The following is a 12,817-nucleotide window of genomic DNA, read 5'->3' as shown; positions in this document are numbered from 1 at the left end:
CGGCGTGCCCTTGTCGGCATGCCTTGACACCATGCCCCCCATACTCAACCGGCTCTGGCGCCGCGTGCGCTCCACCGTGGCCCCCGTGCCCGACATCTCGGCCACGCTGTGGCTGCAGACGCTGCAGCGCTACCCCTTTCTCTCAGCGCTGTCGCTGCACGACCAGTCCAAGCTGCGCGCGCTCGCGGCCCTCTTCCTGAACGAAAAGCGGTTCCACGGTGCCCATGACCTGATCGTGACCGACGCGATGGCCATCGACATCGCTGCCCAGGCCTGCCTGCCCCTGCTGCACTGGGGCAAGCCCTCCAAGGCCCTCAAGTGGTACGACGATTTCGTCACCATCGTGCTGCACCCAGGCGAGGCCGTCGCGCGGCGCGAGGTGATGGACGAAGCCGGCGTCGTGCACGAACATGCCCAGGTGCTGCTGGGCGAGGCGATGGACCGAGGACCCATCATGCTCAGCTGGCAGCACGTCGCCAACGCCGTGGAGAACGCCGAGCGCGGGCACAACGTGGTGGTGCACGAGTTCGTGCACAAGCTGGACATGCGAAGCGGCGAACCCAATGGCTGCCCGCCGCTGCCCGCAGGCTTCATGGGCGCGCGCACCGGACGCGCCGCCTACGAAGCCTGGTGGAACGCCTGGGAGCCCGCGTACGAAGACTTCCGCGAGGCGGTGATCAAGGCCGAACGCTTCGGCACCCCGGCACCGTGGCTGGACGCCTACGGCGCCACATCGCCTTCGGAGTTCTTTGCCGTGGCGTGCGAAGCCTACTTCGTGAACCGCGCGCGGTTCGCCACGGAGTTCCCCACACTGGTCCCGGTGCTCGACGCATTCTTCGGGCCTCGCGATGCCGGCCGCCCTTCGGGGAAGAACTGAGCCGGCCTCGCCGGTGCGCGTGGGATGTTTCTGCCCTGCCCGTCGTCCTCTGGCTGGGCCGCTTTTTTGCATCCATTGGAAACAACTTGAGCGTCCCAAGGGCTGCTTTACGCCTATATAAACAGGCATGCAGGCCCGCCGCGCTGGCGCATTGCCTGCGCGACCGCGCCGCCCCCTCTCAGTTCCATCTTCACCACCCATGCACGTTTCATCATTTCCCACCCCGCGGCTTCGCGCGAGGCTGCTCGCCTCCTTGGCGGTCTCCGTGCTCGCCTCGTGTGGCGGGGGCTCGGGCGAGACCCCAGCCCCGCCGCCAGCGCCCCCGGCCCCCACCGCCCTGTCTCTGCTGGCCGGCAGCGCCGATGGGCCGGGGTTCCAGGATGGCCCCGCTGCGTCCGCAAAGATCAGCCTCGAAACGGGCGGGATGGCGCTCACCCCTTCAGGCGACGTACTGATCGCCGATGCGGGCAACAACGCCATCCGAAAGCTCTCGCCCACCGGCCAGCTCACCACCCTCGCCGGGGGCGGCCCGCTGCGAAGCGACACGAGCAGCACGGAAACGCGCTACCTTGATGCCCCCGGCACGGCAGCCCGCTTCCAAGGCCCGCTGGGCGTGGCGGCCGATGCGGCCGGAAACGCCTATGTGGCGGACACCGGAAACCACCTGGTTCGCAAGATCGATGCCTCCGGCAACGTCACCACGCTGGCCGGCAAGGCGGGCGTGTGCGGCAACGCGGATGGCGCGGGCACGGCGGCCACGCTGTGCAGCCCCACGAGCATCGCCGTGGACAAGGATGGCAATGTCTATGTGTCCGAGTGGGCTCCGTCCACGCAGGCACTGCCTCCCGTGCCCACGGGCAATCCGATCCGCAAGATCACGCCGGCTGGTGTGGTCAGCACCGTGGCGTTCAAGGTCAGCCAGATCCCCACGCCCGGGCTGACGGGGCTTTACAGCCCATCGTTCTACTACCCCGTGCAGCTGGCGACCGATTCCACCGGGACACTCTACGCCGCCGATCCCAACGACCACGTCGTGCGCAAATTCACGCCCAACGGCCGGGCCTCGGTCCTGTCCGGCACGGTGGCCGAAGGCAATGCAGGCCAGGTGGACGGCGCCGCATCGGCGGCACGGTTCGGCGTCCTGCAGGCCATTGCCGTGGACCGCTCCAACCGGGTGTTCGTGCTGGACAGGCATGCAGGCACGCCGCTGCGCGAGATTGCCGCAGACGGCTCCGTCTCCACCGTGCGGCGCGCACAGAACTGCGATTTCGGGGCCGATGGCCTGCCCCCGGTGTTTTGCGCGGGCACGCGCCTGGGCGTGGACGCCGAGGGCCGCTTTCTCGTCGCCGAAAACAGCACCAACAGTGCCCGGCGCACGTACGCACTGATCCACCGCAGCCAGCGTGACGGCGCTGCCGATCTGCAGGTGGGAACCGCTTCCCGGCCAGGCTGGGCCGACGGCCTCGGCGGCGCAGCCCGCTTCAACAGCCCCGGGCCGCTGGCCATGGGCAAGTCGGGCATGCTGTACGTGCGTGACCGCGAGAACGGCGTGTTGCGCACCGTTCAGCCCGACGGCACGGTGGGGACGCTGGGCAAGGCCGGCAACCCTTGCGACCGGTTCACGGGCCCCATCGCCGACGTGGCGTTCTGCGGCTCTTCGCCTGTGGCCGTGGATGGCGCGGGCAACCTCTATGCCGCCGGCTTCAAGAACATCCTCAAGGTGACGCCTTCGGGCAACGTCACGGTGTTTGCAGACTTGTCCGCGCAGCTCGATGCCATCCCGCCGTTCCTGCTCGAGGGCATCACCGGGCTGGCGTCCGACGATGCGGGCACGCTGTATGTGTCGTCGCTGCAAGGCGTGATCTTCAAGGTCAGCACGGCGGGCGCGATCAGCCTGTTTGCGGGCAACCCCAACGCCCGAGGACACGCTGACGGCCCGGCCGCTTCGGCGCAGTTCTCCGCGCTGGGCCGCATGGCCACGGACGCGGCCGGCAATCTGTATGTGGTGGACGGGCGCTACCAGAACATCACGGGCGTGGGCCCCACCATTCGCAAGATCACGCCTGCCGGCATCGTGAGCACCTTGGCGGGCCGCGCGGATCTGCCTGCGGGGCTGGTGGACGGCCCCACGGCCTCGGCCCGATTGACCGTGGACACAGGCGCAGCCATTACAGACTCCGTCGCCGACCTGGCGGTGGATGCGAAAGGCAATGTCTACCTGACCGATCCGCGCCACCGGGTCGTGCGCAGGATCGGTGCCGACGGCCAGGTCAGCACCCTGGTGGGCCGGCCCTGGGGCAAGGGATTCGCGGCGGGCGACCTGCCGGGCCTGATCGACGAACCCGCAGGCATCGCAGTGGGCGGCTCGACGCTCTTCATCTCGACATCCAACGCGGTGGCAGCGGTCAAGCTGCCGCAGTGAGCGTCCCCGCGCACCTCGGTGCGCGAGGCGGTCCAGCGCTCCTGGGGCGCGCAGCCGCCCAGCCCACGGTCCGGGACGCGCACCTGTGTTGGAATGCGTACGACATCGCCCGCAAGGTCCCGGCCTGCGGCGGCTGATGGATCCGCCCATGCATCCCCATGCATCTCCCATGTCTCCCGGAGTTCCCATGACCCTCTCCTGCCCATTGCCACTGCCCACCTATGACGACGTGGTCGCCGCCGCAGGCCGCATCGCGGGCCATGCGCACCGCACGCCTGTGATCAGCTCGCGCACCGTCAACGAAGAGTTTGGCGCGCAGGTGTTCTTCAAATGCGAGAACCTGCAGCGCATGGGAGCGTTCAAGTTTCGCGGCGCCTTCAACGCGCTGGCACGCTTCGATGCCGCGCAGCGCAAGGCGGGCGTGGTGGCGTTTTCATCCGGCAACCATGCCCAGGGCATTGCGCTGGCGGCGCGCGAGCTGGGCATCCCGGCCACCATCGTCATGCCCAAGGATGCTCCCGCCGCCAAGGTGGCCGCCACCCAGGGCTACGGCGCCACGGTGGTGTTCTACGACCGCTACACGCAGGACCGCGAGCAGATCACCCGCGAGCTGGCCGAGCGCAACGGCCTCACGCAGATCCCGCCCTACGATCACGCCGACGTGCTGGCCGGCCAGGGCACGGCCGCCAAGGAACTGTTCGAAGAGGTGGGCGAGCTCGACGCCTTCTTTGTCTGCCTGGGCGGTGGCGGGTTGCTGTCGGGCTCGGCCCTGGCCACGCGCGCGCTGTCGCCCCGGTGCAAGCTCTACGGCGTGGAGCCGGAGGCGGGCAACGACGGGCAGCAGTCCTTCCGTACCGGTTCGATCGTGCACATCGACACGCCCAAGACCATCGCCGACGGCGCGCAGACGCAGCATCTGGGGCAAATCACCTTTCCCATCATCCGCCGCGATGTGGATGACATCCTCACGGTGAGCGATGCCCAGCTGGTGGACGCGATGCGCTTCTTAGCCGAGCGCATGAAGCTGGTGGTGGAACCCACCGGCTGCCTGGGCTTTGCGGCAGCGCGCGCGATGCGTGATCAACTGAAAGGCCAGCGCGTGGGCGTGCTCATCAGCGGCGGCAATGTGGACCTGGCACGCCTGGGCGCCTTGCTGGCAGGCTGATGGCGAAGTCTGGGCGATTGTTTTGACGAATTTTCGGGCGCAATCGCTTTACAGCATTGCGCCGATAGCTACCAAAACTATAGCAATCAGGTGACTTGGCAGCAAGAGGCCTCACGACCCATCAGGCCCGGCCGGCCCCGCACGCCCTTCACCCTGCCAGCGCCTGCTCCACCGCCAGCTTGGCCTCTTCCAGGCTGCTGAAAAAGCGCGTGGGTTGCGGCATGGCCTTGGGCAGATGGGCGGGCGCCGGCCACTGGCGCTCGTCCACCCAGCCGGCTATCCAGCCGCCGATGTCCTTGCGCTTGATGGAGCAGACTTGACGGCCGTCCACTGTCGCTGTCCAGGTGGTAGGCGGGTCGTGGTCCCAGGTGACATTGGCCATGGTGCCCTCCAGCGGTTGCTGCGATCCATTGTAGGAAGGCTCCTACCCGGGAGTACTGGTGGTTCCCCGACTGCGCCGGCAGGCCCGCCGCAGCGGCATGCTCACCGGGCCGCCGTGGCCCCCAGTGCAAACTTCGCAGCCCGTACCACCGCGGCCGCATCCACCCCGAAGAACTCCCGCAACGCAGCCCGTGTATCGCTGCGCCCGAACCCGTCGGTCCCCAAGGTCACGAACCTGCGCCCTTCCGGAATGAACGCCCGCACCGTCTCCGGCACGGCGCGCACATAGTCGGTGGCAGCAATCACCGGCCCGCTGGTGGCGGCCAGCTGTGCTGCAAGCCAGGGGGTACCGGGCGTATCTTCCAAGGCGATGGCGCGCTGCTCGCAGGCCACGCCATCGCGCGCCAGTTCGCTCCAGCTGGTCACGCTGACCACGGTGGCGGCGATACCCTCGGCCGCCAGTTGCTGCGCGGCCTTGACCACCTCGGTCAGGATGGCGCCGGAGCCCAGCAGCGTGGCCTCGCGCGCATTGCCTGCCGGGGCGCCTTCGGCCTTGAAGCGCTGCAACACATAGCAGCCGCGCAACACGCCTTCGGCTGCGCCCGGGGGAAGGTCGGGCTGGGCGTAGTTCTCGTTCATCAGCGTGACGTAGTAGAAAACGTCGCGCTGCTCGGTCACCATCTCGCGCATGCCGGCGTCCACGATGACGGCCATTTCGCCTGCATAGGCCGGGTCGTAGGCCTTGCAGTTGGGGATGGTCGCGGCCACCAGGTGGCTGCTGCCGTCCTGGTGCTGCAGGCCTTCGCCGCCCAGCGTGGTGCGGCCCGAGGTCGCGCCCAGCAAAAAGCCCCGCGCACGCTGGTCCGCCGCCGCCCAGATGGCGTCGCCCACGCGCTGAAAGCCGAACATCGAGTAGTAGATGTAGAACGGCAGCATGGCCAGGCCGTGCACCGTGTAGCTGGTGGCCGCAGCCGTCCAGCTGGCGATGGCGCCGGCCTCGCTGATGCCCTCTTCGAGGATCTGGCCATCAAGCGCCTCGCGGTAGCTCAGCACCGAGCCGATGTCCTCGGGCGCATAGCGCTGGCCCACGCTGCTGTAGATGCCCACCTGCTTGAACAGATTGGCCATGCCGAAGGTGCGCGCCTCGTCGGCCACGATGGGCACGATGCGCGGGCCCAGCGTCGCGTCCTTGAGCAAACCGCCCAGCATGCGCACGAAGGCCATGGTGGTGCTCATCTCCTTGGCCTGCGGCTGCAGGGCAAACTGCGCGTAGCTGTCGATGGCGGGCACGGGCAGCGCTTCGCAAGCCGTCTCGCGGCGCGGCAGATAGCCGCCCAGGGCCTGGCGGTGGCTGCGCAGGTAGCGCATCTCAGGGCTGTCTTCGGCGGGTTTGAAGAACGCGAGGCTGGTGGCCTGCTCGTCGGTGAGCGGCAGGTTGAAGCGGTTGCGGAACTCGATGAGGTCGGTCTCATCGAGCTTCTTCTGGCTGTGCGTTGTCATCTTGCCCTGGCCGGCCGTGCCCATGCCATAGCCCTTCTTGGTGTGCGCCAGGATTACCGTGGGCTGGCCCTGGTGGCGCGCGGCTGCGGCGTACGCGGCGTGGATCTTCACCAGGTCGTGTCCGCCGCGCTTGAGGCGGTCGATCTGCTCGTCCGTCATGCCTTGCGCCAAGGCCGCGAGCTCGGGGTTCTGGCCGAAGAAGTTGTCGCGGTTGAAGCGGCCGTCCTTGGCGGCGAAGGTCTGCATCTGGCCGTCCACCGTGCCTTCGAGCGTGCGCACCAGCGCGCCGGTCAGGTCGCGGGCGAACAGGCCGTCCCAGTCGCTGCCCCACACCAGCTTGACCACGTTCCAGCCCGCGCCGGCGAACAGGCGCTCCAGCTCGTCGATGATGCGGCCATTGCCGCGCACCGGGCCGTCCAGCCGCTGCAGGTTGCAGTTGACCACCCACACCAGGTTGTCGAGGCCCTCGCGTGCGGCCAGGGTCAGCGCGCTCATGCTCTCCGGCTCGTCCATCTCGCCATCGCCGAACACGCCCCAGACCTTGCGGTTCGTGCAGTCCAGCAGGTTGCGGTGCGTGAGGTAGCGCATGAAGCGCGCGTGGTAGATGCTGCTGATGGGGCCGATGCCCATGGACCCTGTGGGGAACTGCCAGAAGTCCGGCATCAGCCAGGGGTGCGGATAGCTCGACAGCCCCTGCGCCCCCGCGCCCGGGGCCGTGAGCTCCTGGCGGTAGTGCTGCAGGTCCTGCTCGGACAGGCGCCCTTCCAGGAAGGCGCGCGCGTACACGCCCGGCGCGCTGTGCGGCTGAAAAAACACCAGGTCGCCACGGTGCTGGCCCTCGCCCAGCCCCTCGCGCGCCCTGAAGAAGTGGTTGAACCCGCTCTCGAACAGATCGGCTGCGCTGGCATAGCTGGCGATGTGGCCGCCCAGCTCGCCATAGGCCTGGTTGGCGCGCACCACCATGGCCAGCGCGTTCCAGCGCACGATGGAAGCCACGCGCTCCTCGATGGCCAGATCGCCCGGGAAGACCGGCTGGTCCTGCGCTGCGACCGTGTTCACATACGGCGTGTTCAGGTCGGGCTGCCAGCCGATGCGCTGCGTGCGCGCCAGGCGCACCAGCTCCTGCAGGATGTGCCGCGCGCGATCCGGCCCCTCGGTGGCCACCAGGGCCAGGAAGGCATCGCGCCATTCGGCGGTCTCCTCGGGGTCGACATCATTGTGGGTGGCGCCGGGCGCCAGCAGCAGGTTGTGGGGTGTGAGCGCATTCATGCAGAGCACTGTAGTCATCGCCCACCCGAATGAGTTGCCGTTTTGCGATCCTTGGTGGTTTCAAGCAGCAGGTTATGCCGCAAAAATCGTAAACTGCAGCACATGAAACTTGACACCCTGGACCTGCGCATCCTGGCCGAGCTGCAGGCCGACGGCTCACTCTCCAACGTCGAGCTGGCGCGGCGCGTGCACCTGTCGCCCTCTCCATGCCTGGCCCGCGTGAAGGCGCTGGAGGCCGCGGGTGTCATCAGCCGCTATGTGGCGTTGGCCAATGCGGCGGCGCTGGGCCTCGGGCTCAATGTGTTCATCAGCATCAGCCTCAAGGCGCAAAGCAAGGAGGCGCTGGCCGACTTCGAGCGCCGCATCGCGGAGCACGACGAGGTGATGGAGTGCTACCTGATGAGCGGCGACAGCGACTACCTGATCCGCGTGGCCGTGGCCGACATCTCCGCGCTGGAGCGCTTCATCGTGGAGCAGCTCGCGCCGATGCCGGGAGTGGAGAAGATCCGTTCGAGCTTCGCGCTCAAGCAGGTGCGCTACAAGACGGCGCTGCCGCTGCCGCGGTAGCGGGCGCCCCCCTACCCGGCGCGTGCCGCGCTCGGCGGGTGCCCGATGATGCGCTTGTACGCCCGGCTGAAAGATGCCTCGGACTCGTACCCCAGCCGGTTGGCCGCCACCGCCACACGCATGCCGTCGCGCGCGATCCAGCGGCGCGCCTGCGACATCTTGACCTTGGCCACGTAGCGCGCAGGGCTCTCGCCCATCGTGCGTGTGAACGATTCGGAAAAACTCGAGCGCGAGGCGCCCATCAGGTCGGCCAGCAGCGGCACGTTCCAGTCGCGCTCGGGGTCGGCGTGGATGGCGGCAATCACCTTGCCGATGCGCGGGCAGCGCACGGCGGCGATCCAGCCTGTGGGGTTGTTGCAGCTGCACTCCACCCAGGCGCGGATGATGCTGGCCGCCAGCGCATCGGCCAGCCGCGCCAGGATGGCGCAGGCGCCCATGCGGTCCTGCGCCACCTCGCGCTCCATGGCGTCGAGCAGCACCGGCACGGTGGTGTCGCGCCGGGCCAGGTCACCGGCCATCATCACCTCGGGCATCATGGCCATCAGCGGGTGCAGCGGGTCCAGGTTGAAGCGCAGCGCACCACAGAACATCACGTCGGGCGCGGGTGGCGGAGGTGGTGCGATGGCCGCGCCCAGGTGCGCATTGCTGGCATCGCGCCCATCCACCAGAAAGATGTTTTCGGACACGGCCTTGCGCGCCAGCGAATCGATGTCCACCGGCGGCACATCGGGCGAACTGGCCAGCACATGGAAACTGCCGTGCGGCAGCAGCACCGCATCGCCCGGGTTCAGGCGCTGCCAGTCAGTGCCCGGCGTGCGCAGCCAGGCCCCGCCATGGCCCACGAAGTGAAAGCGCGCCGAGCGCTGGGCGGGGAAGGCAATGGCCCAGGGCGGGTGCAGTACGCAGCGGCCGTATTCCACGCCGTCCAGGCGCAGGCCGAGCAGGATCTGCGTGAGCAGGTCGGGTGGCTCGGCAAAGGGCTGCTGAGGAATCTGGTTGAAGGGCTTGGCGGACAAAAAGTCAAGCATCTCGGCTTTTATGGCATGGAAACGCCGGCATCTTATCCCTAGCATGGACGCCTATCCAACCCAAGGCCTTTCCTGTGTCTTCTTCTCCCTCCTGCTCTACCTGCCTGGATGCGCCTGCCGGCGCTCTGGTCGATGCCGCTGCACCAGCCGTGTCGCCCGCCGCCGAACCCACCGAAGCGCGCTGGGCCGCCGTGGCCTCCATGGCGCTCGGGGTGTTCGGCCTCGTCACGGCTGAATTCCTGCCCGCCAGCCTGCTCACCGCCATGGCCAGCGACCTGCGCGTGAGCGATGGCGCGGCGGGCCAGGCCGTCACCGTGACGGCGCTGGTGGCGGCCGTGGCCGCGCCCTCGCTGCCGCTGCTCACACGCCGCATCGACCGGCGCTGGGTGATGCTGGCCTTCACCGTGATGCTGGTGCTGTCGAACGCACTCTCGGCCCTGGCCAGCAACCTGCCCACGCTGCTCGTGGCCCGCGTGGCGCTGGGGGTGGCGCTGGGAGGCTTCTGGTCCATGTCGGCCGCGCTGGCCATGCGGCTGGTGCCGGCCTCGCTGTTCGCGCGGGCCATGTCGTTCATCCTCACCGGCGTATCGGTGGCCACGGTGTGCGCCGCGCCCATCGGCGCGTGGATGGGTGATATGTGGGGCTGGCGCAGCGCCTTCATCGCGGCAGGCGGCATCAGCCTCGTCACGCTGGCCGTGCAACTGGTGGCCTTGCCATCGCTGCCCCCGCGCGACAACCCGAACCTGAAAGTGCTGGGCGAGCTGCTGCGCCGCCCGCCCGTGCGCGTGGCGCTGCTGGCGGTGCTGCTGGTCATCTCGGGCCACTTCGCGGGCTTTACCTACATCCGGCCGCTGATGGAGCAGGTCACCCACCTGTCGGTGGCCACCATCACCGCCGTGCTGCTGGGCTATGGCATCGGCGGCTTCTTTGGCAACTTCGTGGGCGGCTGGATCGCCGGGCGCAGCGAACGCCAAGCCATCGTGGCCGGTGGCGCGGTCATCGCGGTTCTGGCCGCCACCCTGCTGGTGGCCGGGCAATCGGCTGCCATCACGGCCGTGGCGGTCACGCTGTGGGGCTTTGCGTTTGGCGCCTTCCCGGTGGGTTTTCAGACCTGGATCGTGCGGGCCGCGCCCGACCAGGCCGAAGGCGCGGGCGGGCTGCTGGTCGCCGCGTTCCAGATCGCCATTGCCAGCGGCGCCATCTTCGGCGGCATCATGGTCGACCATGTGGGTGCCCTGGGCGGGCCGGCGTTCGCACTGGCGGCCCTCACCCTGGGCACCTTGCTCACCCTGCGCCACGGGCCCCGCACCGCGCAGGCCTGACGCCCCCCCTGGCGCGGCTACTGCGTGGGCTTGCGTGCCATTTCACCCGTGGCCACACGGCGGCGAACCTCGCGGATCAGCGCCTTGGCACGGGCCTCGTTGGCAGGCCCCATGCGCACCAGCATCTTCTGGCCGCTGGAGAGCGACTGCAGCGCCGGATCGGCGAACTCGTAGCGCACCCAGGGACGCAGGTCGGGCACCTCGGTGGTCACGGGCAGCAGCTTCACACGCACCGGCCCCTTGGGCTCGGGCGCGAGCAGCAGGTGGTCCAGCACCGCCACCAGGCGGTCGTTGAAATAGCGCCGGGGGTAGCCCACTTCTTCATACGCCTGCTGGAACAACGGATAGAGCCGCGCATAGAGCGCCACCGCCGCATCCAGAGGCAGCGCTTCGGCAAAGTCCAGCACCGCGCCATAGCGCGCGGCGTTGGTGGCTGCGATGGTCTGCGCGCCCTCGGCGCCCTCCACCGTGAAACGCTGGGCCATGGGCTGCACCGGCCACATGCGTGACGGCGCCTGTGCGCGGGCGAGGTTGTCCACCGTGGCCACCACGCGGCGCACGAAGCCTTCGGTCAGAAGGAACCGGGCCACCCTGTCGGCGCCGATGAGCTCGCCGAGCAATGCCGTCACGCGGCTGTCCGACTCCGCCAGCGGCGGCAGCGATGCATCAGCGGGCGCCAGCCCATCCATCAGATTCTGCGGACCCGAGGCCTCGGGCATGGGTGCTGTGGCTGCGGGGCTGGCAGCCGGCGCAGGTGCGCTGGCCACAGGCGGCGGCGCTGCGGGTGCCGGGTCAGCCGGCCGCAGCCAGAACCACCAGGCAGCCCCCGCAACCGCGGCGCAGCCCAGCACGGCGGCGGCAACCCACGGGGTGGACGAGGCCCTTTCAGGCGCGGGACGGAACTCGGCGGTGTCTTGATCGGGCATCGGGTCTCCTGGTCGGGGCAGGCAAGGTCGAAGACCCTTGCAGCTGCTGCCGGTAGGACGGGCCTCGCCACCAAGCGTTCCCGTCTGTATGGATGGACCATTGGAAACCGCCCGCACGCGGTGTGCGTAACGCCATGTACCCGCGCAGGGTGATCCACCGCACGTTGGCTATCCTTGGAAAAGCGGCCTGCGCATTCCGGTGGTGATGACCGGTCAGCCCAGCACGATGACCACCTGCTGCAGGCAGACTCAGTCGCAGGCCGCAAACGGCCACAGCAGCCGTTCAACGCACTGACGACCAATTCCCATGCACGGCATGCGCTTGCTTTACCGCGCCAACCTCGACTCTTTCACTTGCGCAGCGGTATGACTGAAATGCTTCTTGGCAGTGAACAGAATGAAATCGAGCACGGGATGCTCAATCAGAGGCTGCAGGTCCCCATCCAGCACGTCCGTGTTCGAGAAATCGAACCAGTCCAGCCGATCCAGGTTGCGCAGGAATCCAAGCGACGGCAAGGGCGCCGCGGCGGTGACGACCAATTTCTTCAGCATCCCGAGGTGCTTGAGCTGGTCGACCAGGCCTTCGACATGGCGAGCGCCTTCCAAGGTCAACGCCGCCAGTTCGCTGCAGGTGTCCAGGGACGTGAGGTCCCGCAGACCCCGTGGTTGGACAAGGGAGAGCGCCGCCAGGTGTCGGCAGTATCTCAAGCCATCCAACGAGCGGACCCTCGAGCGAAACAAGTTGAGCTCGCGCAGTTGCGGAGCCATGCGCAGGAAGCCGAGGTCTTCTGTCGCCGGCGCGGCTCCGGTCAGGCTCAACCGGCTCAGGCACGGGTAGGCTGGCGCGAAACGGATGCCCGGAGTCCAGGATTGGCCCAAGGACTCCAGCGACAGGAATCGCTCGCAGTCCACCAGCGGGTTGAGGTCGTCATTGCAGTAGTAGGCCCTCAATTCGCCCGCATGCTGCTGCAGCGGCGCGAGATCCACTTTCCGGTCCAGCATGAGGTGCAACTTGTCCACTCCTTCAAAGGCTTCGAGGCAAGACACCTCAGCCAGATCAGGGTTCTGCGCCTCGGAAATCCCGAGTTGGGTATACCGGCCAGATTTCCAGAGCGCCGCGCAAGCGCGGGCTTCGGCCGCATCTATATAGAGGGTGCGCTCCCGCAACTGACCTCCGATGACTGTATCGACTTCCTTCGACCGGCCTGGCAGGCGTTCATCGCTCATCGCTGTGCTCCCAGGATCTGGATCTCGTCGTCGTTTCGGTCTCAGCCACCGAGGCTACCAAACTGAAGGCCGCCGTCATGGGTCTATCGCTCCCTGTGCTTATTCACAGAGCGTGCGCTTTTGGCCGAATTTT

The 12,817-nt window shown here is 68.2% G+C and carries 10 protein-coding genes; 5 read left to right on the top strand and 5 right to left on the bottom strand.

The features are described from left to right. Positions 1-31 precede the first annotated feature (31 nt). The 3 genes from KW835_RS17070 (at position 32) to KW835_RS17060 (ending at position 4,464) form a co-directional block, all read left to right on the top strand. A complete protein-coding gene (locus KW835_RS17070) occupies positions 32-877 on the top strand; it encodes a zinc-dependent peptidase (RefSeq protein ID WP_218384525.1) in 846 nt (281 codons plus the stop codon). 265 nt (positions 878-1,142) lie between these two features. Beyond that, the gene (locus KW835_RS17065; RefSeq protein WP_218384523.1) at positions 1,143-3,299 is read left to right on the top strand and encodes a hypothetical protein; all 2,157 of its coding nucleotides are present in this window, start codon (positions 1,143-1,145) and stop codon (positions 3,297-3,299) included. A gap of 187 nt (positions 3,300-3,486) precedes the next feature. Next, positions 3,487-4,464, top strand: a complete 978-nt coding sequence (locus KW835_RS17060) for a threo-3-hydroxy-L-aspartate ammonia-lyase (RefSeq protein WP_218384521.1) — start codon at positions 3,487-3,489, stop codon at positions 4,462-4,464. A 148-nt stretch (positions 4,465-4,612) separates the two neighbouring features. On the opposite strand, the gene KW835_RS17055 is transcribed toward KW835_RS17060, so the two are convergent. Together KW835_RS17055 and mdeB are read right to left on the bottom strand one after the other, a co-directional pair. Further along, positions 4,613-4,846 carry a hypothetical protein gene (locus tag KW835_RS17055; RefSeq protein WP_218384519.1) on the bottom strand — a complete coding sequence of 78 codons (234 nt, stop codon included), beginning with the start codon at positions 4,844-4,846 and terminating at the stop codon, positions 4,613-4,615. Between the two features lie 101 nt (positions 4,847-4,947). Continuing rightward, positions 4,948-7,614, bottom strand: a complete 2,667-nt coding sequence (mdeB, locus tag KW835_RS17050; RefSeq protein WP_218384517.1) for an alpha-ketoglutarate dehydrogenase — start codon at positions 7,612-7,614, stop codon at positions 4,948-4,950. Positions 7,615-7,716: 102 nt separating this feature from the next. On the opposite strand from mdeB, the gene KW835_RS17045 reads away from it, so the two are divergent. Beyond that, positions 7,717-8,181, top strand: coding sequence for an Lrp/AsnC family transcriptional regulator (locus KW835_RS17045; RefSeq protein WP_218384515.1), 465 nt, complete (start codon positions 7,717-7,719; stop codon positions 8,179-8,181). A gap of 11 nt (positions 8,182-8,192) precedes the next feature. Here the strand turns inward: KW835_RS17045 and KW835_RS17040 are convergent, their stop codons facing one another. Beyond that, positions 8,193-9,209 carry an AraC family transcriptional regulator gene (locus tag KW835_RS17040; RefSeq protein ID WP_218384513.1) on the bottom strand — a complete coding sequence of 339 codons (1,017 nt, stop codon included), beginning with the start codon at positions 9,207-9,209 and terminating at the stop codon, positions 8,193-8,195. 74 nt (positions 9,210-9,283) lie between these two features. On the opposite strand from KW835_RS17040, the gene KW835_RS17035 reads away from it, so the two are divergent. Beyond that, on the top strand, positions 9,284-10,531 hold the full coding sequence (locus KW835_RS17035; protein ID WP_218384512.1) for an MFS transporter: 1,248 nt from the start codon (positions 9,284-9,286) through the stop codon (positions 10,529-10,531). Between the two features lie 17 nt (positions 10,532-10,548). On the opposite strand, the gene KW835_RS17030 is transcribed toward KW835_RS17035, so the two are convergent. Together KW835_RS17030 and KW835_RS17025 are read right to left on the bottom strand one after the other, a co-directional pair. Continuing rightward, the gene (locus KW835_RS17030) at positions 10,549-11,457 is read right to left on the bottom strand and encodes a DUF3014 domain-containing protein (protein ID WP_218384510.1); all 909 of its coding nucleotides are present in this window, start codon (positions 11,455-11,457) and stop codon (positions 10,549-10,551) included. A 327-nt stretch (positions 11,458-11,784) separates the two neighbouring features. Further along, positions 11,785-12,684, bottom strand: coding sequence for a hypothetical protein (locus KW835_RS17025; RefSeq protein ID WP_218384508.1), 900 nt, complete (start codon positions 12,682-12,684; stop codon positions 11,785-11,787). Between the last annotated feature and the right edge of the window lie 133 nt (positions 12,685-12,817).

The sequence above is a fragment of the Acidovorax sp. sic0104 genome, assembly GCF_019219095.1.
Classification (GTDB): domain Bacteria; phylum Pseudomonadota; class Gammaproteobacteria; order Burkholderiales; family Burkholderiaceae_C; genus Acidovorax.
The sequence above is the reverse complement of the archived record's forward strand: the minus strand, read 5'-3'. Positions and strand labels throughout refer to the sequence as shown.